The sequence below is a fragment of the Acidimicrobium ferrooxidans DSM 10331 genome (assembly GCF_000023265.1).
Classification (GTDB): domain Bacteria; phylum Actinomycetota; class Acidimicrobiia; order Acidimicrobiales; family Acidimicrobiaceae; genus Acidimicrobium; species Acidimicrobium ferrooxidans.
Genome location: NC_013124.1, coordinates 741,007 through 761,123, shown reverse-complemented (window position 1 = coordinate 761,123; position 20,117 = coordinate 741,007). Strand labels below are relative to the sequence as shown.

General features: G+C 70.6%; 19 protein-coding genes. 4 read left to right on the top strand and 15 right to left on the bottom strand.

The genetic code is table 11. From position 1 onward, the window contains the following. Window positions 1-93: 93 nt before the first annotated feature. Both AFER_RS03845 and AFER_RS03840 read left to right on the top strand, forming a co-directional pair. On the top strand, window positions 94-759 hold the full coding sequence (locus AFER_RS03845; RefSeq protein WP_015798188.1) for a dihydrofolate reductase family protein: 666 nt from the start codon (window positions 94-96) through the stop codon (window positions 757-759). After that, complete coding sequence (locus AFER_RS03840) at window positions 756-1,256, top strand: hypothetical protein (protein ID WP_015798187.1); 501 nt, start codon at window positions 756-758, stop codon at window positions 1,254-1,256. The genes AFER_RS03845 and AFER_RS03840 overlap by 4 nt, the downstream gene beginning before the upstream one ends. On the opposite strand, the gene AFER_RS03835 is transcribed toward AFER_RS03840, so the two are convergent. From AFER_RS03835 to AFER_RS03810, 6 genes are read right to left on the bottom strand one after another with little or no spacing between them, the layout of a single operon-like run. Then, the gene (locus AFER_RS03835; RefSeq protein WP_015798186.1) at window positions 1,253-2,671 is read right to left on the bottom strand and encodes a DUF5719 family protein; all 1,419 of its coding nucleotides are present in this window, start codon (window positions 2,669-2,671) and stop codon (window positions 1,253-1,255) included. The genes AFER_RS03840 and AFER_RS03835 overlap by 4 nt on opposite strands. Beyond that, the gene (locus AFER_RS03830) at window positions 2,668-5,523 is read right to left on the bottom strand and encodes a glycosyltransferase family 2 protein (protein WP_015798185.1); all 2,856 of its coding nucleotides are present in this window, start codon (window positions 5,521-5,523) and stop codon (window positions 2,668-2,670) included. The genes AFER_RS03835 and AFER_RS03830 overlap by 4 nt, the downstream gene beginning before the upstream one ends. A gap of 12 nt (window positions 5,524-5,535) precedes the next feature. Beyond that, window positions 5,536-6,462 carry a GDP-mannose 4,6-dehydratase gene (locus AFER_RS03825; protein ID WP_015798184.1) on the bottom strand — a complete coding sequence of 309 codons (927 nt, stop codon included), beginning with the start codon at window positions 6,460-6,462 and terminating at the stop codon, window positions 5,536-5,538. Window positions 6,463-6,473: 11 nt separating this feature from the next. After that, the gene (locus tag AFER_RS03820) at window positions 6,474-7,565 is read right to left on the bottom strand and encodes a glycosyltransferase family 4 protein (protein WP_015798183.1); all 1,092 of its coding nucleotides are present in this window, start codon (window positions 7,563-7,565) and stop codon (window positions 6,474-6,476) included. Further along, window positions 7,558-8,622 (bottom strand): glycosyltransferase family 4 protein, encoded by a 1,065-nt coding sequence (locus AFER_RS03815; protein WP_015798182.1) that lies wholly within the window; start codon window positions 8,620-8,622, stop codon window positions 7,558-7,560. Before AFER_RS03815 ends, AFER_RS03820 begins: the two co-directional genes overlap by 8 nt. Then, entirely contained in the window at window positions 8,619-9,722 is a 1,104-nt protein-coding gene (locus AFER_RS03810) for a glycosyltransferase family 4 protein (protein WP_015798181.1), read from the bottom strand. Before AFER_RS03810 ends, AFER_RS03815 begins: the two co-directional genes overlap by 4 nt. Window positions 9,723-9,787: 65 nt before the next feature. Between AFER_RS03810 and cofD the strand changes: the two genes are divergently transcribed. Together cofD and cofE are read left to right on the top strand one after the other, a co-directional pair. Continuing rightward, the gene (gene cofD, locus AFER_RS03805) at window positions 9,788-10,747 is read left to right on the top strand and encodes a 2-phospho-L-lactate transferase (RefSeq protein WP_041662554.1); all 960 of its coding nucleotides are present in this window, start codon (window positions 9,788-9,790) and stop codon (window positions 10,745-10,747) included. After that, the gene (gene cofE / locus AFER_RS03800; protein ID WP_015798179.1) at window positions 10,744-11,442 is read left to right on the top strand and encodes a coenzyme F420-0:L-glutamate ligase; all 699 of its coding nucleotides are present in this window, start codon (window positions 10,744-10,746) and stop codon (window positions 11,440-11,442) included. The genes cofD and cofE overlap by 4 nt, the downstream gene beginning before the upstream one ends. A 147-nt stretch (window positions 11,443-11,589) precedes the next feature. Here the strand turns inward: cofE and AFER_RS03795 are convergent, their stop codons facing one another. The 9 genes from AFER_RS03795 to AFER_RS10855 all read right to left on the bottom strand — a co-directional run bounded on the left by AFER_RS03795 (window position 11,590) and on the right by AFER_RS10855 (window position 20,093). Beyond that, complete coding sequence (locus AFER_RS03795) at window positions 11,590-12,570, bottom strand: GDP-mannose 4,6-dehydratase (protein WP_015798178.1); 981 nt, start codon at window positions 12,568-12,570, stop codon at window positions 11,590-11,592. Continuing rightward, window positions 12,567-13,607 (bottom strand): nucleotidyltransferase family protein, encoded by a 1,041-nt coding sequence (locus tag AFER_RS03790; RefSeq protein WP_015798177.1) that lies wholly within the window; start codon window positions 13,605-13,607, stop codon window positions 12,567-12,569. Before AFER_RS03790 ends, AFER_RS03795 begins: the two co-directional genes overlap by 4 nt. Window positions 13,608-13,645: 38 nt before the next feature. Then, window positions 13,646-14,284: a hypothetical protein gene (locus AFER_RS12290; protein ID WP_015798176.1), complete on the bottom strand. Its 639-nt coding sequence runs from the start codon at window positions 14,282-14,284 to the stop codon at window positions 13,646-13,648. Window positions 14,285-14,304: 20 nt separating this feature from the next. Next, window positions 14,305-15,150, bottom strand: a complete 846-nt coding sequence (locus AFER_RS03785) for a glycosyltransferase (RefSeq protein WP_015798175.1) — start codon at window positions 15,148-15,150, stop codon at window positions 14,305-14,307. Beyond that, entirely contained in the window at window positions 15,143-16,003 is an 861-nt protein-coding gene (rfbD, locus tag AFER_RS03780; RefSeq protein ID WP_015798174.1) for a dTDP-4-dehydrorhamnose reductase, read from the bottom strand. Before rfbD ends, AFER_RS03785 begins: the two co-directional genes overlap by 8 nt. Continuing rightward, window positions 16,000-17,007, bottom strand: coding sequence for a dTDP-glucose 4,6-dehydratase (gene rfbB, locus AFER_RS03775; protein ID WP_015798173.1), 1,008 nt, complete (start codon window positions 17,005-17,007; stop codon window positions 16,000-16,002). Before rfbB ends, rfbD begins: the two co-directional genes overlap by 4 nt. Before the next feature lie 76 nt (window positions 17,008-17,083). After that, a complete protein-coding gene (locus AFER_RS03770) occupies window positions 17,084-18,151 on the bottom strand; it encodes a glucose-1-phosphate thymidylyltransferase (protein WP_015798172.1) in 1,068 nt (355 codons plus the stop codon). Window positions 18,152-18,180: 29 nt separating this feature from the next. Next, entirely contained in the window at window positions 18,181-19,320 is a 1,140-nt protein-coding gene (locus AFER_RS03765) for an acyl-CoA dehydrogenase family protein (protein ID WP_015798171.1), read from the bottom strand. Next, the gene (locus tag AFER_RS10855; protein WP_015798170.1) at window positions 19,317-20,093 is read right to left on the bottom strand and encodes a biotin--[acetyl-CoA-carboxylase] ligase; all 777 of its coding nucleotides are present in this window, start codon (window positions 20,091-20,093) and stop codon (window positions 19,317-19,319) included. Before AFER_RS10855 ends, AFER_RS03765 begins: the two co-directional genes overlap by 4 nt. Window positions 20,094-20,117 lie beyond the last annotated feature (24 nt).

Sequence of the window (20,117 nt, the reverse complement as noted above, 5' to 3'; positions counted from 1 at the left end):
TTCGTCGATCAACGCTGTCGACGTCGCTGGTGGGGCCGGGCGCCCGAGGAACAGCTCCACGACGAACCGAGCCTAGCCGGCTAGCGTGAGATCGTGAAGACCGAGCACTGGCCGACCGGACGGATCCCGACCACGCTCCTCGGCCGCCACTTTGCGCCAGGGACCTGCCGTGTCATTGCGGTGGTGATCGCCTCGCTCGACGGGCGAGCCACCATCGACGGCCGCTCCGGTGGCCTCGGGAGCGAGGCCGATCGTTCGGCCCTCGCATTCCTGCGAGCCACGGCCCAAGCCATCCTTGTAGGGTCTGCCACGGCTCGCGACGAGGGCTATGGACCCGCGCTGGTGCGCAACGAGGAGCTCCGGTCGCTGCGAGCGCGCCTCGGCATCGGGGGCACCGAGGTCCCGATCTGCATCGCCACCCGCGCCACGGCGCCTGACTTCGCAGCTCGCGCCGTCGACCTCGACAAGATCCGCACGCGCGCCGACCTCTTCGGTGCCTGTGGCGTCGAGCCGAGCGCCCCTGGCCACCTCCTCGTCGAGGGCGGCCCGACCGTCCTTGCGACCCTCCTCGAACGCCGTCTCATCGACGAACTCTCGCTGACGGTCGCTCCGATCGTCGCCGGGCAAGCCGAGGCGCCGCTCGTCCCTCGCATCCTCGAGGCTCCGCTCACGGCGACACCGCTCGCCCTCGTCTCGACAGAGCGCGAGCTCCTGTGGCGCCTCGGCTTGCCGACCACCCAGGATCGGGCCGACGCATGATCCTACGACGCCGCATCCTCGACCCCGAGCGCCTGCTGGCCGTCGCGCGCGCGCTCGAGCCTCGAGCGTCCCTCGTCGACGGGGTGCTCGATTGGGAGGATGGTCCGTCCCTCGACGCCATGGCGGCACACCTCACGACGACCTTCGGCCCGGTACGGCTCGTCGCTGCCGACTACCTCGGGGCGAGCTGGATCGCTGGCCCCCCGGGCCGTGCCACCGAGCAGGTGGTCAATCGGACCCTTGGTCCCGCAGCGCTCCTCGTCGTGGTGCTGCGCGCCTGGGGAGCCTGGGGACCGCTCGGACCGAACTCCCAGGCACCCCCGGATGGGCTGGCTCGTATCGCCGAGACCCCCGGTGACTATCCCATACCCACGGCGATGGCGCGCATCCTGCTCGAGGGTGGAGCCGAGCCCAGCCGACCGACCGACGCGATCGAGCTGGTCGCACGTGTCGGCTACGAGCGCCTCTGGGCCGAGGCCTGGACCAGGTTCGACTAATCGAGCGGACCGACCACACCGAGCACCGCACAGCCGGTCGACGAAGCGACCGGCCAGAGGGCAACCGGCTCGGTGGCGCTCACGTCGTACCAGGCGACGCCCCGAACGCCGCCAAGACCGATGACGCCCGCGTGGAGCAGGTTCGTCTCGAAGGATCGCGCACCGCTCGCAGCGGTGTGGGCGGCGATGGTGAGCTGGGCGCTCGCTCCAACCTCGTCGAAGGCGAGCGCCGACATCGCCGCACTCGATGGGCACGTGAGGAACCACCCGCGAGAAGCAACCTGCTCGAGGGAGATCACACTGCGCCCGTCGAGGACACCGCGGCGCTCGATGTCCACGACCCCGCTCACAGCACCGCCGCTCGTGTGGACGCTGAGCTGCACCCCGGCCGACGGCTCCGCGAGGGCCTCGGCGGTGAGCGGGACCACCACCGTGGCGCCGCTCGGCACGACGACCCGTTCGCTCACGCCATGTCCGTCCGCGACCGAAGCCGTCGATCCGGCGGTCCCACGAAGGCCGACGACCCGCACCGAGGCTCGCACCACGCTCGAGCTCGGATTGGCCAGCACTACCGAGAGGTTGCGCAGGCCGACCACCGGCACCCACGGCGCGACGAGCGATCGCCCCTGCGTCGCCTGCGGATCGAGCACGATCGGCGCGATCGCGCCATTGGGCCGCGTCGCTCCGACCACGACGACGCGCCCGTTCTTCGCGCCGACGACGACCCCTGCGTCCGTCATGCCCGGCTCGAGCTTGGCTACGTCCACGTTCACCGTCTGGCCAGGCTGGATGACGATCCCCTGCGTCGACGCGACCACCGTGGTACCCGACGGTCCGATCGGATCGACGTTGACGACCGCAGTCGTCTGGAACGGGTTGGCGATGCGCACCACGGCGCGATCGCCCGCGCCGGTGTCGAAACCAAGGACGGTCCACGCATCGCTCGCAGTGCTCTGGCACGGCTCGCTCTGGACGCCCGCGCTCTCGTGACTCACCACCGTCGCCGCGACGCCCCCAGGTCCCTCGACGATCGAGAACCCACGCACACCCACGGGCCGAGACGTCATCGCGCCCGCCGCGAGGGGCACGACGGCGATCGGGCGAGCACCGCTGGCCGTGGGCACGAGTTCCACGTGGCGTGCCCTCGCACCGAGGTTGGCCAGCGCGATCGTGGACGCCGCGAGCGGCAGCAACGGTGGGGCGACGCAGTACCAGGCCTCCGAGGACGCACCGGCCACGACCGCTGGCTGAGTGAGTGCCCCGAGCACGGTCGCACCGCTCAGTGAGCGGTGCCCGGGAAGCGCGAACACCGCTGGGCGCGGCCGTGCCGGCGCGAGTCCTGCCGCGACCGTCGCCGCGACGACCACGACGACGCCGAGCACCCCGATCGTCGGGGTGCGCGACCAGCGCGTCACTGGAGCACCTCGACCCTGGTCGTGGGGGCAGCAGGCATGCGCAGCCGAGGCCGCCTCACCATCCGCTCCTCGATCCCGAACACGCTCGCTGCCGACCAGACGAGCACCCCCGCTGCGATGAGCTCGCTCACCACGAACCACGGCGGTGTTGCCGCCGCGGCGACCGGCCGAGGCACCCCCGTCGTCGCCGCGATAGTCATCGACGAGGTTCCGAGGAGCTGACGCAGGTCGACCTGGCGCTCGACGCCGAGCGTGACTGCACTGGCGAGCGGAGACTGCGATGCGTCCAGCACCACGACCTCACCAAGGCCGAGCCTTCGCAGGACCGCGCCGAGTTGCACCGTGTGACCAGAGAGCGCATCGAGAATCGAGGGCACGATGCGCCGATACCCCTCCGTCACCGGCGGACCGAACTGGCCGAGGAAGCTCGGCTCCGCACCCGTGGTGACCGCAACGGTCACGTTGGCGGCGACCGCTGCGCCACCAACAGGTCCGCCGGGCCCGACCTCGATCCACAACGTCGGCACCGGACGGGCGAAGAACCCGCCAGCGAGCGCGAGGTTGGCGGTCGGCAGCGCGATCGGCTCCGCCGGCGCGATGAGCGCCGACAGCGCCGAACCAAGGCCGAGGATGGCGACGAGGAGCGCCGCAACCACCCCCACGAGATGCCAGAGTCCGAGGCGTCTGCGGCGCAGCCACGCCTGGGCCGCGCTGACACCAGTCGGCACCGCCAGCACGATCAAGAGGCCACCGAGCACGTCGAAGTAGGCCGGCTGGATCGGCGTCGAGCCAAGGCCACCGAGCATCGCCAGCGCCCCGACGCCACTGAGGGCAAGACCCGTGACGGCCCGAGCCACCGCGAGTCTGGCTCGTTCGCTGCGCTCGACGCCCGCAGCGAGGGCGATCGCACCGAGCGCCACGTACAGCCACGGTGCTGGGCCAGCGAGGTAGCCTCCGCCGAACAGGTGCGCCCCGAGCGACTGCACTCGCGCTCCCGGCACGCCGTGGGCCACGACAGCGACCCCAGGATGCCACAGGACGAGGGCCGCGAGCCAGGGCAGGTTGATGCCGATCGCCATGAGGCCCGCGATGCCGAGCGCGCGCCCGAGACGCCGGAGTCGGTAGGCGTCTGCCGCACGGGCCCACCACAGCGCCTCGGCAGCGATGACCACCAGCCACACCGCGACGAGCTCTGGCGCGAACGCCAGCGCGACGGCCGCAACCAGCCCGAGCCGCCGCTGGGCACGCTTGGCGCGACGCGGACTGAGACGCTGTCCTTGGGTGGCAGCGAGCGTGGCGCCGACGAGCACCGGTGCGAGCGCCGACGCAGCGACGAGCGACAGAGAGGACCTGGCGATGCCGAGTGCCAAGGCCGGACCGAGCGACCACACGAGCGCGAGCGCACTGGAGCGCACGTCGTCGAACTCGCGCCGAGCGAGCCGAGCCACCGCGACGGGCGCCACGAGTGCGCCGACGAGTACCGCCAATCGCACGGTGAGTCCGACGTCACCGCCGAACACCAGCGACACGAGCCCGATGAACGCGGTCCCCACCGGCGCCACGCCGGCCCCGAGGACCGCCGGAACGGCCCGAGCGTGGACCCAGGCATCGAGCAACGCGAGGCCGCTCACTCCACCCAGGAGGCTCCCCCCGGGCGAGGAGGCCGTCAGCGCACCTCGCGCTGAGACGAGGCCAATCACCATCGCGACGAGGAGCAACCAGCGAGCCGAGCCCGAGCGCGGCACCCACCGTGCGAGCCGCTTGGGGGGCGCATCCGTGGGCCCAGGTGAGAGAGTACCTGCTTGGGCCCCGACGGCCACGAGACGCTCCCCCGGTGTCCAGGTGCGCGTCGCGACGACGCGATGCGACCGAGCGCGCTCGCCGATGCCATGACGACGACGCCGGAGCGCCACGCGGTCGTCGCGCGACAGCACGAGCGCCCGCAGTCCCGCGACACCCGCCGACGGCGAACCCGCGAGGGCCCTCCAGACCAGCTCGCCGATGCGCTCCGTGGCAAACAGGAGGAGCAGCACCAAGCGGATCGGGCCGTCGTACAGGCTCGACATCATGATGCGCGAGGCGCGGCGCCTGCGCCAGACCCGCTCGGCATCTTGCAGACCGACGCGCTCCTCGAGGACCTGGGCGCCGACCTGGCGGCGTCGGCGCGCGCGTCGCAGCCGCTCCATGCGCACCCCTCGATGTCGGACGCGGGCGTGCGGAGCGGTGACGACGCGAGCACCAGCGAGTCGAGCGCGCACGCTCAGGTCGACGTCTTCCCCGATGAGGCCGAAGACCTCGTCGAAGCCACCGAGGGCGTCGAAGAGGTCACGACGAACCAACATTGCAGCACCCGGTGCGGCGTCCACGTCCACGACTTCGTCGAGCTGACCCTGGTCGAGCTCGCCCGCCTCCACCCGAGCGGTCGGGTTGAAGAACGGGTCGAGATCCCACCCGACCGTCACCAGACTGCGTGGATCGTCGAAGGCGACCAGCTTCGGCGTCACGATGCCGGCGTTGGCGGCATAGGCCACCTCGACCATGGACGCGATGGCGTTGTGCGCGAGCACGGCGTCGTCATGGACGAAGACGAGGAACGGTGTGTCGGGGTGCACCCGCGCCCCCGCGTTCGCGCAGGCTCCGTACCCCCCACAGCTTCCTCCATCGACGATGCGCGCCCTGGGTGCCGCCATGGCCACGGCGTCGCGCAATTCACGATCGTCACCGGCGCCGTCGACCACCGTGATGTCGAGATCTGGGTAGCTCTGATGCGCAAGGGCTGCGAGACACTCGTCGACGTAGCGACCAGGACGGAACGCCGTGACGACGACCGCGACCCGTGGAGCGGTAGACATGAGGCCTCCACGCTAGCGATCGACGAACCCTCCCGTCGCCGTTGGTCCGCGAAGTGCGCTCGTGACCAGCTCTTCGATCGTCGCCTCGAGCGAGTGGTGAAAGCGCACCCCAGTGTGTGCGACGAGGCGCGCCGGATTCCCCACGATCACGGGCACGTCCACGGGCCGGAGCAGTGCGGGATCGACCACCACCTCGAGTGACGCATCGGCTGCTCGCACGATGAGTTCGAGCACCTCCCGGATCGAGTACGCCTGGCCCGAACAGACGTTGTAGACGCCGCGATCGTGCCCATCGACGACCAAGGCTCGATAGGCCGCGACCACGTCGCGCACGTCGGAAAAGTCCCGACGAGCCGCGAGGTTGCCGACACGGATCACGCGCTCTCCGTTGCGGTGCGCCTCGACGACCCGACCCACAAGACTCGGGATCACGAACGCCTCGGACTGACCGGGCCCGATGTGGTTGAACGGTCGAGCGATCACGACCCGAAGCCCACGGCCCCAGGCTCCCTCCAGCCCCGCGGCCTCGGCACCGACCTTGGACGCGGCATACGGTGAGGTCGGCCGCAGTGGCGCGTCCTCGTCGACCGGGAGCTCATCGGGCGCCGGTGCACCGTAGACCTCGGACGAGGACACGACGAGCAGCGTCGCGGCCGGCGCCGCCTCGGACAGGGCCTCGACCAGGAACTGCGTGCCGAGCGCGTTGGTGAGCCAGGTGTGGCCTGGATCCTCGAAGGACCTGGCGACGCTCGCCTGCGCCGCGAGGTGATAGCAGGCTTCGATCGCGGCGCCGTGGGTTCGCATCCACGCACCGATCGCGGCTCGATCCGTGACGTCGAGATCGGCCGGCAGCTCGACGACCTCGTCGCCGGCGGCCCCGAGGTGTGCCCGCAGCCACGTCCCGACGAATCCCCGTGACCCGGTGACGAGCGCGCGCATGCGTGAGGAGGCTAGAGCCCGGCGACCTCCCGATAGACCGCGAGGGTCGTCTCGGCCGCGCGCTCCCAGGTGAAGCTCCGAGCCCAGGCGATCTGCGCCTCGATCCGTTCCGTCGGACGTGCCTCGTCGAGCGCCTGGCGCATGCCGTGGGCGATGGAGCCGACATCGGTGGGGTCGACCAGGGTGGCGAACCCACCCGCCACCTCCTCCATGACCGAGTCCTTCGACGTCACGACCGCAAGCCCCGCGGCGAGTGCCTCGAGCACGGGCAGACCGAAGCCCTCCTCGAGCGATGGGTACACGAGCGCAGCCGCCTCCGAGAGGTAGCCTGCGAGCGCCTCGTCCGAGACGAAGCCGAGCACCTCGACGCGACGACGATGGCGAAGGCCAGCGAGCGTCGCGTCGAACTCGCCGAGGCCCCAGCCTCGCTTGCCGACGAAGCGAAGGATGACGTCGGGCTCCTCCTCGGCGATCGCATCGAAAGCCCTGAGGATGCGCACCAAGTTCTTGCGCGGCTCGAGGGTTCCGAGGACGAGGAGGCTGCGTCGACCGGGGCGGGCAAGGCGATGGTCGAGTCGAGGAACGCCCTCGACGCCGTGGTGGACCACGTGGACCGGAACGCGCGGGTCGAACCGTGCTCGAAGACCCTCGCGAGTGGCTTCCGAGGGCACGATGATGGCGTGCGCACGTCGCAGTGCCGAGCGAATGGCGCCGCGAAAGTAGAGGACCTTCGCGCGATCGTGCCACTCCGGATGCTCGATGAGCGTGAGATCGTGCACGGTGACGACGAGGCCGACCCCACGTGCCCTCGGGAGCTGGTAGTGCAGCCCGTGGATGACGCGGGCTCCGTGGCGGCGTGCACGCCGGCCGACGAGCAGTTCCTGGGCGGCGAGGCGCGCCACCCTGTGGCGCGGGGCTGCCGTCGACACCGCCCAGCCGGGGGCGTCGCTGACGAAGTGGGGTCGCGCCGCACCGGTCGTGAAGACCTCGATGTCCGGACGCCCCTCGAGCGCGGCGAGCGCACGGCACAGCCCGACCGCGTAGCGACCCGCGCCCGTCAGTTCCGCAGGGATGCTGGTTGCATCGATGACGATCTCAGCCATCGGCGACCTCCTCGAGCACGTCGGCGAGCGCGTCGGCCGTACGGTCCCACCTGAGCTGCTCGACGGCGAGCAAGCCCTCGCTCACGAGCCGCGAGCGCGCCCGTTCGTCGTCGAGCACCGCGGCGAGACCATCCGTGATCGACCGGACGTCGTAGGGATCCACGCCAACGCCGCCGAAACGCGCGGCCGGCACGGTCGTCGACACCACCACGGGCACCGCGGCGTGCAGTGCCTCGACGACCGGGAGGCCGAACCCCTCCACCAGCGAGACGTAGGCCAGCGCTCTCGCCTGCACGAGCAGACCCGCCAGGATCGGCGCCGCCACCGTGCCGAGCACGTGCACCCCGGGACCGCGCCGAGCGTCGTCGCCCCAGCCAGCCGGGCCGACGACGACGAGGTCGACGGGGTCGAACGATCGCGCGCGATAGGCCTGGTACGCCTCGACGAGGCGACCCAGGTTCTTCCTCGGCTCGAGCGTACCGACCACGAGCAGGTAGGGGCGCTCGACCCCGGCTCGCGCCAGCACGGCCCGCGCGCCCTCTGCATCGGCCGGAGGAAGGTGGTCGGCCCCGGGAGCGACGACGCGGACCCGATCTCGTGCCCCGAGCGCGACCAGCCGATCGGCCACGGTGGGATCGACCGCGACCAACCGCGTCGCACGGGCGAGCGCCGCCTCGAGTTGGGCCACGTGCCAGCGAGCCCCTCGCCTCGTGTAGAGCTCTGGATGCTCGAGGAAGATCACGTCGTGGACCACCACCACCGAGGGCGGTCGTCGCGCGATCGGCGGCCCTCCGAACGACAGCCAGAGCCCCACATCGGCGGACGGATCTGCCCCCCAGAGCCCCGCATCCCACGCACGCTGTGCGATCGGCTCGGGCAACGGCATCCGTCGAACCGTCGTGGCCCCCTCGACTACACCGTCGAGGCGCGCCGAGCGCGACGCGACCAGACGCACGGCGTGACGTCGGGCGAGCCGTGGGGTGACTTCGCGAACCCACACACCGATCCCCCCGGGGGCCGGACGGGCGAGCTGCTCGACGACGATGTCGACCCTCACGTCGCCGCGACCCGCTCGTAGAGCTCGATCATGGCGCGCGCCGTGCGCTCCCAGGTGAACTGCGCCGCTCGGCTCGGGCCGAGTGCGCGCAGACGGTCCGCGTCGACGAGCGCGCGGCCGATCGACGCTGCGAGCGCCGCCGCATCACCGACGGGAGCGAGCACCGCCGCCGAGCCGACCACCTCGCGTACCGCGGGCACGTCGCTGGCGACGACCGGGACGCCGGCCGCCATCGCTTCGAGGGGCGGCAGTCCGAACCCCTCGTAGCGACTCGGGTAGGCGAGCATGGCGGCGTTGGTGAGCAGCCAGGCTCGCTCGATGGGATCGACGTAGCCGAGCACCCGGATCCGTGCGCGCACCGGACTGGCCACCAGCGCCGAGGTGATGGCGTCGACCCCCCACCCCCACTGTCCAGCCAGCACGAGCTCGAGGTCGCGCTCGTGCTCGGCGACGTGCGCGAACGCCTCGATGAGCACGTCGATACCTTTGCGGGGCTCGAGGGTTCCGAGCGCGAGGACGTAGCGGCGCCCGGCGAGCCGCGCGATCCTCGCTGGCGCCGCGGGCGGGGCAACCGGCGCCCCGGGGGCGCCATGGGGCACCGCGACCACCCGATCGGCGTCGAGACCCAACCACGCCCTGACTTCGCGAGCGACCGCCTCCGATGGGGTGTGGACGAACGAGCCCTCGCGCACTGCAGCCGCGACCAGCTTGGGATAGACGAGCGTCGCGCGATCACACCAGTTCGGATGGTGCACGACGGTGAGGTCATGGACCGTCACGACGCTCGGGCGCTCACGCAGCGGCGGCAGCGTGAAGTTGGTCGCGTGGACGACGTCGACGTCGGCGAACACGCGATCGATCGACGGCCATCGCCACCGTGCCCACGCCGCCCAGAGCGGACGAGCAGGCAGACGAGCGTCGTGCACACGGAGCTCGGCGGGCACGGCCGCTCGGAGCCGGTCGCGGCCTCGCCACGTCACACCCCAGCCCGAGACGTCGACGCCGGCCTCGAGAAGCGCGTTCGCGAGGTGCCAGACGAACTCTCCGACGCCCGTCCTCGCGCCCACCAGGGGCAAGACGTCGAGGCTCACGCGCAGCACGGGCGCAGTCTACCGAGGAGGCTCTGGGCCGATCGGGTCACACCTCGACCGGTAGCCTCGTGGCCGTGACTCCAAACCCGCGCATCTGTGTCCTCTCGGGCGGGGTCGGCGCGGCTCGCCTCCTCGCTGGCGTCACCCGACGCAAGCTCGCTCCCGCGACCACCGCGGTCGTCAACACCGGTGACGACACATGGATCGCCGGCGTGCGCGTCTGCCCCGACCTCGACACGATCACCTACACACTGAGCGGCCTCGTGAACCCCCACACCGGCTGGGGGATCGCTCCCGAGACCTTCTCGGCGCTCACCATGCTGCGACGGCTCGGGGGACCGACGTGGTTCACGCTCGGCGACCGCGACATCGGCCTCCACCTCTACCGAACCGACCGGCTCCGTCGAGGCGAGGGCCTCCGATCCATCACCCGCGACGTCGTGCGCCGACTGGGGATCGACATCGACCTCGTACCCATGAGCGACGACGAGGTGGCGACGATGCTCACGGTACGGACCGACGACGGGGTCGCCGAGGTGGGATTCCAGGAGTACTTCGTGGCCATGCGACACCAACCCCACGTCGAACGCATCCGCTACGACGGCATCGCAACCGCGCGTCCCCATCCCGATGCACGGACCGCGATCGCCGAGGCCGATCTCGTGATCATCGCGCCCTCGAACCCGTTCCTCTCGGTCTTTCCGATCCTCGAACTCGGCGACCTCGGCGACCTCGTGCGCGACGCACGGGATCGAACGGTCGCGATCAGCCCGATCGTGGGAGGCCAGGCCATCAAGGGCCCTGCAGCCTCCATCATGGCCGACTTCGGCCTCGAACCGAGCGCAACGAGCGTGGCCCAGCTCTACGCACCGTACGCCGGCACCCTCGTCGTCGACCACCGCGATGGCGCACTGGCTGGCGACGTCGAACGCCATGGCGTGCGGGCCGTGGTGATGGACACGATGATCGCCGACCCCGACCGAAGCGCCGACCTCGTGGATCGGCTCGTCCAAGTGGTGGGTTCTGACCGATGAGACGGCTCACGATCTGGTCGATCCCCATCGATCGCGAGATCTGCGCCGGGGACAACCTTGGCGATCTCCTGGGCGCGACCGGCGAGCTCGCAGACGGCGACGTCGTCTGCGTGTCGCAAAAGGCCGTCTCCAAGGCCGAAGGTCGCGTGATCCAGAGCGACCCCGAGCATCTCGACGAGGCGTTCGAGGCCGCACTCGCTGCCGAGACGCGCAGGGTGCTGCGCGTGCGTGGCACCACGCGCATCGTGGAGACCCACCACGGCTTCGTCTGCGCGAACGCCGGTATCGACCGTTCGAACGCCCCCGCACATGCGCTCGTGCTGCTCCCGGAGGATCCGGATCGCTCGGCGCGTCGGATTCGCGATCGCCTGCGCTTTGCATGGAACCTCCACGTCGGTGTCATCGTCACCGACACCTTCGGTCGAGCGTGGCGCGAGGGGGTCACCGACGTCGCCATCGGGGTGGCGGGGGTTCGGGCAATCCTCGACCTGCGTGGCACCGCCGACTGGACCGGCGCAACCTTGCGCGTGACCGAGGTCTGCATCGCCGACGAGATCGCAGCGGCGGCGAATCTCGTCGCGACGAAGGCTGCCGGCACGCCCTTCAGCGTCGTGCGAGGCATCGACCCCGCCTGGCTCGCCGAGTCGTCCGCCCGCGCCATCGTGCGCGACAGCGCTCGAGACCTCTTTCGCTGACGCCCACGCCGGGCGCGCCGACCTCGAAGAGCACCGCGGCGAGCCGTGGGCTTCTGAGCAGCCAGACGAGGTCAAGACCGCGCTGCGAAGGGGCAGATCGAGAGCTCGGCGCCCGCCGCGAGGACCACTGAGCTCGATCAGCGCTGCTCAGGACCTCGGCGCCGCCTCGCGGATTCGCCGCGCCTCCAGCGCAGCCGCCCAGGTGCGCGCGAGGCCATCGGCGAGTCGGACCGATGGTCGCCAGCCGAGCAGGTGCGCCGCGCGGGAGGGGTCGAGCGCGTTGCGGTGCACCTCCCCCACCGACTGGCGTCCCTGGTGCACCGGGTGGAGCCCGTCGATCCCGGCGACCTCGACGAGCAGTCGTGCGAGGCCCGCGATCGAGGTCTCGAGGCCGGTGGCGACGTTGATCATCTCCCCATCGGCCCGATCGAGCGCGGCGACCACCGCATCGGCCGCGTCCCCCACCCACACGAAGTCCCGTGTCTGCGTGCCGTCACCGACGACGACAGGCGCGTGCCCCGCGAGCAGTGCGTCGACGAACCGCGCAACCACCGCGCCGAGCTCAGCGCGCTGGCGCGGACCATAGAGATTGGCGAAGACGAGGCTCGTGGACGCCGTCCCGTGGACGTGTCGAGCCGCTCGAAGGTACTCGAGTCCGGCCACCTTGCCCGCGCCGTAGAACGACATCGGCGCAAGCGGCGCCTCCTCGCGAATCGGCAACGCCCGCTGGTCGCCGTAGATCGCCGCCGAGGCGGCAAAGACCACCTTGCGCGAGCGAGCCCGCTTCGCAGCCTCCAGCACGCGCACGGTACCGAGGACGTTGACCTCGGCGTCGCGCACGGGATCGAGCGTGGATGCGCGGAGGCTCGCTCGGGCAGCCAAGTGCACGATGCTGCGCCAGCCCCGCCGCTCCGCCAGCGACCCGATGGCGGCACTCGTCACGTCCTCGACGACGACCGTGAGTCGCGCGCCGTGTCGGTCGCGCGCTCGCCGCAGATTCTCGAGCGACCCCGTCGACAGGTCATCGACGACGTCCACGCGCAGCCCGCGTGCCAACAAGCGCTCGACCACCCAGGACCCGAGAAAGCCCGCCCCGCCCGTGACGAGTACCGGCGGCGCCTCGCTCATCGGGTGCCAGCGAGTCGCTGGCCGGGGGCGAGCTCCGTGGACGGCGCGACCACCGCGAGATCGACCAGCTCGACGGCCTCCGGGACGTCCGTCTCGGCTCCGACGATCGAGTGCTCGACCCGAACCCCGGGTGCGAGTCGCGCGCCCTCGAGGACGATGGACGATCGCACGACGGCCCCGTCGCCGACGACGACATCGTCCTCGATGATCGCGGCGTCCACGACGGCGTCGCTCGCGACCTGCGATCCCTCTCCGAGGTAACACGTCTCGCCACCGGGGGGTCGACTCTCGACCGGGAACCGCACGCCCTCTCGCACTCTCGCCGCGCGCCGCCCCGTTGCGATGTCGAGCGCCGCACGCAGGTAGCTCGCCGGTGTGCCCGCATCAACCCAGTAGCACCGCTGCGCGAGCCCCCACAGCGTCCCCTCGCTCGCGAGCTGCGGGAACAGGCTCCGCTCCACGGAGACGCGCTCGCCAACGGCGATGCGCTCGATGGCTGCCGGCTCCATGACGTAGACGCCAGCGTTGATCGCGTGCGAGGGCGCCTGATCCCTCGGGGGCTTCTCCACGAAGCGCACCGCTCGGCCCCGGTCGTCGGTGACGACCACACCGAAGCGGCTGGGATCATCGACCTCCACGAGGCCGATCGTTGCGAGTGCGCCTCGATCGAGATGGAAGTCGACGAGCTGGGCGACGTCGAGGTCGGTGAGCACATCGCCGTTGACGACCAAGAACGTGCCGTGGACGTTGCCCTTGTCCACGGCGAAGCGAATCGCGCCCGCCGTGTCGAGCGGCTCCGGCTCGACCGCGTAGCGCACCTTGACCGTGCCGATGCGGTGGTCGGGATAGCGCGCGATGAACGCATCGGGCTGGTATCCGAGCGACAGCACGACCTCATCGACGCCGATCGCGGCGAGACGCTCGACGACGCGCTCGAGCATGGGAAAGCCCAGCAACCGCAGCATCTGCTTGGGTTGATGCAGCGTGAGCGGCCGCAGCCGGGTCCCCTCCCCGCCGACAAGGATGATCGCTTGCACGCGCCCTCCGTACTTTCTTGCGTGTCCTCGGGTGACCCTTAGACGTTCGCGAGGTTGGCGGCCGTGGGAGGCTGGGCGATCGTCGCGCCCTTGGTCACCACCGCGACGGCCACGACCTCGCCGCTCAGCATGCGCACACCGGTTGTCCCCGCATGGATCGTCGGCCGAGTCGCAAGCAGGGATGCCCACGTCGCCGTACGCACCTCGACCGGCCGCTGGCCGCACACGCTCGCGACGTCGATGCTCGCGTGCCCAGGCAGGACGACGCTCGACGTCGAGACGCGCACGCCCGCCGCGTCGAGGAAGTGCACGAGCGTCGCCGCAGCGCCGGTCTCGGCCGGTGTCTTCGGCGCGACCTTGACGACCCCGTTGCCGAGGGCCGTCATGCCGCTCGCAGCACCTGAACCCTTGGCGAGCACCGGCTCGAAGTGCCCGCAGACCTCGATCCCGAGTGCGGTGTACCACGTCTGGCCGACGCGAGGCGGCGACTGCGACGACGTCGCGGAGACCGGATGGTTGACCTCGTAGCGGGAGTAGCCGATGGCAGCGATGCCGAGCACCGCGACGATCGTGAGGGCAGCGTAGAACCCGACGGGAATCTCACGCGGTACGTGAGCCCCTCGACCAGCCGCCTTGGCGCGCTGGACTCGCCGAGCTCCTTCCTGGGGGTTGGGCATACCGGCACTAGGTTAGCGACTCATCCGTCCGCTGAGCTGCGTCGCGACGCCACGACGACCACTGCCCAACGAGCAAGCACGCCGAAGAGCACCAACGCCGCGCCAGTGGCCGTGTCCTCCTGCGCGAGCCCGTAGCGAACCAGGGAACGTGCGTGCCAGAGGGCCGCCACCACGCGTCGGGAGCGTGTGGTGGCACCCCCGACGTGGCGGACACGCACGGTCGGATCGACGACGACCTCCCAACCGGCCCGCGTGAGCCGCCAGGCGAGATCGACGTCCTCGAGGTACAAGAAGTAGCTCGCGTCGAACCCACCGATCGCCGACAGTGCCTCCCACCGCGCGAGCATCAGGGCGCCCGAGACCCACGGCGCCAGGTATGCATTCGGCGGATCGGGCACTTCGCGCCGATAGCGCCGTGACGCCGGATTCGACGGCCAGACGACGCCGAGTGCTCCGTGCAGCGCCGCGAGCGCGAGGCTCGGGAACGCTCGGACGCTCGCCTGGGGTTGGCCTGCGTGGTCTTCGAGTCGAGGCGCGACGATGCCAGCTCGCGACCAGCGCTCGCCGGTCGCGAGGAGTGTCCGCAGCGCGGACGGAGCGATCTCGATGTCCGGGTTGGCGATGAGCAGCCACCTGGCTCCTCGACGGGCAAGGACCCGATTGACGGCACCCCCGAAGCCCAGGTTGGCGCCGTAGGACCGAAACTCGACGACCCCCTGGCCCCGTGGCTCGGTGCGCGAGCTCGCCACAGCGAGTGCATTGTCGACGACGACCACGCGTGCCGCACCGGCATCGATCAGCGCATCGAGGAGCGAGTCGTCGGCGTGGCCCCCGTAGTCGACCACGACCGCCCAGAGCTCATCCACGAGCACGCTCGCTGACCGCAGCTCCGAGCGCCTCCTGCCACGGTCGCAGGGGCTCGAGCCCGACCGCGGCGCGCACGACCCCGGCGAGCACCGAGAAGGCAGGTCGCGGAGCGACGAAGCTGCCGGCGAGTTGCGTCGTGGGGATCGGCTCGACTCGGTGTGGATCGTCGCCAAAGGCCCGAAGTGCCTCCCTCGCGACGTCGTACCAGCTCGCCTGACCGTCGTTCGTCACGTGGATGACGCCGGTCACCTCACGACGCACGAGCTCCACGATGCCGAGCGCGACGTCGTCCGCGAAGCTCGGAGAACCGACCTGGTCCTCGACGAAGCGCAAGGGCCCAGGTCCTCGGCGAAGGCGGTCGATGGTCCCGAGCATGCAACGATCGTCGGCACTCATCAGCCAGGAGGTCCGCACACAACTGTCGATCCCGGGACGCAACTCGCGCTCCCCCTGGAGTTTCGTGAGGCCGTAGACACTCATGGGGTTCGGCTGGTCGGCCTCCGTATAAGGACGCGTGGCGGTACCGTCGAAGACGTAGTCGGTCGACACCTGACATACGCGCGCACCGGCGCGCTCGGCGGCCTCGACGAGCCAACGCACGGCGAGGGCGTTGAGCCGAACCGCCCGCTCTACCTCGCGCTCACAGGCGTCGACGGCCGTCATCGCGGCGGCGTTCACGATCCAGCGTGGCCGGAGTGCGTCGACGGCACCGTGCACCGCCACACGCTCGGTGACGTCGAGTGCTCGACGATCGAGACCGACGACCTCCGCGGCGCTGGTGCGCTCGAACGCGCGCACCAACCGCCGACCGAGCTGACCGCCCGCACCGAGGACCACGATGCGATCGCTCACCGGCGCCAGGCCTCGCCTTCGACGACAGGAGCACGGCCAAGCAGGGGCTCCCACCACTCGGGATGCTCGACGTACCACGCAACGGTCGACGCAAGGCCTTCGTCGAAGGCGACCGTCGGCTCCCAACCGAGGCTGGTGCGCAGCTTCGTCGAGTCCAGCACGTAGCGCCGGTCGTGTGATGGCCGATCGGGCACCACCTCGATGAGGCTCCGTGGCTTGCCGAGCAGGTCGAGGACCGAAGTGGCGATCTGCTCGATCGAGCGCTCGACGCCGGTGCCCACGTGGTAGGTCTCGCCGACGGTGCCGGCCTCCAGCACCCGGTCGATCGCGGCCGCGTGATCGCGCACGTGGATCCACTCCCGGCGATTCTCCTTCGATGCGTACATCGGCAGGGGAGCATCACGCAGCGCGCGCGTCACGAACAAAGGGATCACCTTCTCGGGGAACTGGTAGGGCCCGTAGTTGTTGGCGCAGTTCGTGATCGTGATCGGCACGCCGTAGGTCAGGTGGTAGGCCCGCACGGCGTGATCGGCGCCGGCCTTGGACGCGTTGTAGGGGGTGCGGGGCCGGTAGGGGTCGTCTTCGGTGAAGGCTCGCTCCTCGTCGAGCTCCAGGTCGCCGTAGACCTCGCACGTCGAGACGTGATGGAATCGCACCAAGCCGTCGTGCCGACGCGCGGCCTCGAGCAGTCCGACGGTGCCGAGCACGTTGGTCCGGAAGAAGCGCTCCGGGTCGATGATCGCGAGCGAGTTGTGCGACTCGGCGGCGAAGTTGACGATCACCTCGATGCGCTCCTCGTCGAGCAGCGAGCTCACGAGCTCGGTGTCGCCGATGTCGCCTTCGACGATGCGAATGTGGTCATCGACGTCGCGGAGGCTCTCACGACAGCCGGCATAGGTGAAGGCATCGAGCACGACGATCCGGTCGTCTGGGTGGCGGGCCACTCGCTCGTGGACATAGTTCGAGCCGATGAATCCCGCTCCACCGGTCACCAGAAGCCGCATGCCACTCCTCCTCACCTGCGATGCACCCTCGACGGGCGCCCGGCAGCCTAGCGACCGACCTTGGCCGCCTCTCGGCTCAGGCGAGCTCGAGCCGAGAGTGGTCGCCGACCACGACGCTGGTCGCACGTGGGAGGTGGCCTCGGCGCTCGACGACAGCGCTCCGTCCGATGATGCAGCCGTCCAACGGGCCGACACCATCGATCCTGGCGCCGGCGAGAACGATCGAGTTCTGGATCTCGGTGGCCCGCAGCTCGCAGTCGGGACCGATCGCAGAGAACGGCCCGACGTACGCATCGACGATGCGGGCCCCGCGACCGATGGTGGCGGGACCGCGCACCACCGTGCGCTCCACGACGGCACCAGGCTCGACCACGACCGGGCCGTCCACCGAGGAGTCCACGACCGTCCCCTCGACCGAACCCTCGATCCCGAGCAGCATGAAGCGATTGCCGGCCAGCAGCGCCTCGGGGTCGCCGAGGTCCTTCCAGAAACCATCGACCGCGAGCGCGTCCACGATGCGTCCGCTCGTGATGAGCGCGTCGATGGCGTCGGTGATCTCCAACTCACCACGAGCGGACGGGCGAATCTGGCTGATGGCGTCGTGGACCGCTGGACTGAAGAAGTACACGCCCACGAGCGCGAGGTCGCTCGGGGGGACCGACGGCTTCTCGACGAGGCGGACGAGGCGCCCCTCGGTGTCGAACTCCGCGACGCCGAACCGCGTCGGGTCGTCGACCTTGGCGAGCAGCACGAGTGCGTCCTCGCTACGGCCGGGTCGACCGAACCGCTCGACGAATGGCGCGACGCCACCGAGCAAGACGTTGTCGCCGAGGTACATGCAAAAGTCGTCGTCGCCGAGCCAGTCACGCGCGACGCTGACCGCGTGCGCGAGTCCGAGCGGCTGGGGTTGCTCGAGGTAAGTGACCGAGAGCCCGAAGGCCGAGCCATCGCCGACCGCAGCGCGGACCTCGTCCTTCGTGTGGCCGACGATCATCCCCACCTCACGGATGCCCGCCTCGGCGATCGAGTCGAGCGCCCAGAAGAGGATGGGCCGATTCGCGATCGGGACCAGTTGCTTGGCCGCGGTATGGGTGATGGGACGCAGCCGCGTCCCCGAACCGCCAGCGAGGACGAGCGCCTTCATAGGACGAGCCGATCCATGCGGCGCTCATGCTAGCTCGGGCTCAACCCGAGCGAGCGCGCGATCACCAAGCGCTGGATCTCCGAGGTGCCTTCACCGATCTCGAGGATCTTCGCGTCGCGGTAGTAGCGCGCGACCGGGGTGTCCTCGATGAAGCCGGCACCACCGAGGATCTGGGTCGCCTCCCTGGCGGCGCTCACCGCCGCCTCGGTCGCATAGAGCTTCGCGATCGCCGCCTCGCGCGCAAACGGGCGTCCCTGATCACGCAGCCAGGCCGCACGGTAGACCAGATGACGAGAGGCCTCCACCGCGACCTCGAGGTCTGCGAGCTTGAAGGCGATCGCCTGAAACCGACCGATCGGACCGCCGAAGGCGTTGCGCGCCTTCGCCCACTCGAGACCCTCGCGCAGGCACGCCTCCTGGAGACCGAGCGCGAGCGCTGCGATGGCGACACGTCCCTCGTCGAGGGTCGCGAGGAACTGCCGAAAGCCAGCCCCTGGCGCTCCGAGCAGCGCGTCGTCGCCGACCTCGGCGTCCTCGAGCACGATGCCGTGGGTATCGGACGCGCGCCACCCGAGTTTGCGATAGGACGGCAGCACCGTGAGACCAGCGGTCCCGGCCGGCACGATGAACGCGCTGATCCCTTCGTCCGTTCGCGCCGTGACGGTGACGACGGAGGTGATGGGCGTGCCCGAGTTCGTGATGTAGGCCTTCTCGCCGCGCAGACGCCATCGGTCAGCGACGCGCTCGGCGCGTGTTCGCGTCGCGCCGGCGTCCGATCCGGCCTCCGGCTCGGTCAGGCCGAAGGCACCGAGGGCTTCGCCCCGGACGAGGGCTGGGAGCCAGCGTTCGCGTTGCGCGTCGGTGCCGAAGCGGTAGATCGGACTCGCACCGAGCCCGACACCGGCCGAGAGGGTGATCGCGAGCGACGAGTCCGCCTTGGCGACCTCCTCGATCGCGATGCACAAGGAGGTGAAGTCCCCATCCCCGCCGCCGTAGCGCGACGGGAACGGGATCCCGAACAAGCCGAGCTTGCCCATGGTGCGCACCGCCTCGAGTGGGAATCGCTCCTCACGATCCCACGCGGCAGCGTTCGGCGCGACCTCTCCCGCGACGAAGTCCGCAACCACGGACCGCAGCTGCTCGTGTTCCGGCGAGAACTCCACCGTCATGCGTGCGTGCCTCCTTGGTCGTCGGCTCGAGTGGCTCCCGTGGACGAGCGGACGAGACGGACGAGGTCTGCCTCGCTCACCTCGAACGTAGCACCGTCGTGACGGAGCACCAAGGCACCCGAGGGACCCAATCCGACGACACGTCCGCGAAGCTCACCCGCAGCTCGTTCGACAACGACCTCCTCGCCGATCCCCGCGAGCAACGCACGCGCACCGCCCAGCACGTCATCGCCCCGAGACCAGCGCTCGAGCCAGGACGCGAGCTCCTCGAGCCAGACCCCGAGGGCCTCGTCGCGTGTGATCGACCGGCCAGCGAGCGAGCCGAGGTCGGCGAGCTGGCGACCTGGCACCTCGGGACAACCGGCGAGGTTCAGGCCGAACCCGACGACGAACTCGAGCGAACCGCCCTGCCAGGACGCCTCGATCAGGGCCCCGCCAACCTTGGCCTCGCCCACCACCACGTCGTTCGGCCACAGCCACGCTCCCTGGGCGACGCCGAGGCGGCGCAGCGTGCTGGCCGCAGCGCCACCGACGGACGCTCCGAGGAGCATCGGGCGCGCCGGTGCCTCGTAGCGATGGAGCGACGAGACGAGCAGGGAGCCCCCGGGCACGTCGACGAAGGTCCGACCACGGCGCCCACGACCACTGCGCTGGTGATCGGCGACCACCACCAGGTGCGCGCCGGCCCACCGGGCGCGAGCCGCGAGGACGCGATTGGTGGAGTCGACCTCGTCCGATAGGATCAGCCGCCAGGGCGCTCGACGTCCTGCCACGGACTCCACCCTAGAGTCGCCGAG

Coding starts and splice junctions, on each gene's coding strand:
- AFER_RS03840 (WP_015798187.1), top strand. CDS start 756: ATGATCCTACGACGCCGCATCCTCGACCCCGAGCGCCTGCTGGCCGTC.
- AFER_RS03825 (WP_015798184.1), bottom strand. CDS start 6,462: ATGCGCGCGCTCGTCACCGGGTCACGGGGATTCGTCGGGACGTGGCTG.
- AFER_RS03820 (WP_015798183.1), bottom strand. CDS start 7,565: ATGGCTGAGATCGTCATCGATGCAACCAGCATCCCTGCGGAACTGACG.
- AFER_RS03795 (WP_015798178.1), bottom strand. CDS start 12,570: ATGAGCGAGGCGCCGCCGGTACTCGTCACGGGCGGGGCGGGCTTTCTC.
- AFER_RS03770 (WP_015798172.1), bottom strand. CDS start 18,151: ATGAAGGCGCTCGTCCTCGCTGGCGGTTCGGGGACGCGGCTGCGTCCC.
- AFER_RS03830 (WP_015798185.1), bottom strand. CDS start 5,523: ATGTCTACCGCTCCACGGGTCGCGGTCGTCGTCACGGCGTTCCGTCCT.
- cofE (WP_015798179.1), top strand. CDS start 10,744: ATGAGACGGCTCACGATCTGGTCGATCCCCATCGATCGCGAGATCTGC.
- AFER_RS12290 (WP_015798176.1), bottom strand. CDS start 14,284: ATGCCCAACCCCCAGGAAGGAGCTCGGCGAGTCCAGCGCGCCAAGGCG.
- rfbB (WP_015798173.1), bottom strand. CDS start 17,007: ATGCGGCTTCTGGTGACCGGTGGAGCGGGATTCATCGGCTCGAACTAT.
- AFER_RS03765 (WP_015798171.1), bottom strand. CDS start 19,320: ATGACGGTGGAGTTCTCGCCGGAACACGAGCAGCTGCGGTCCGTGGTT.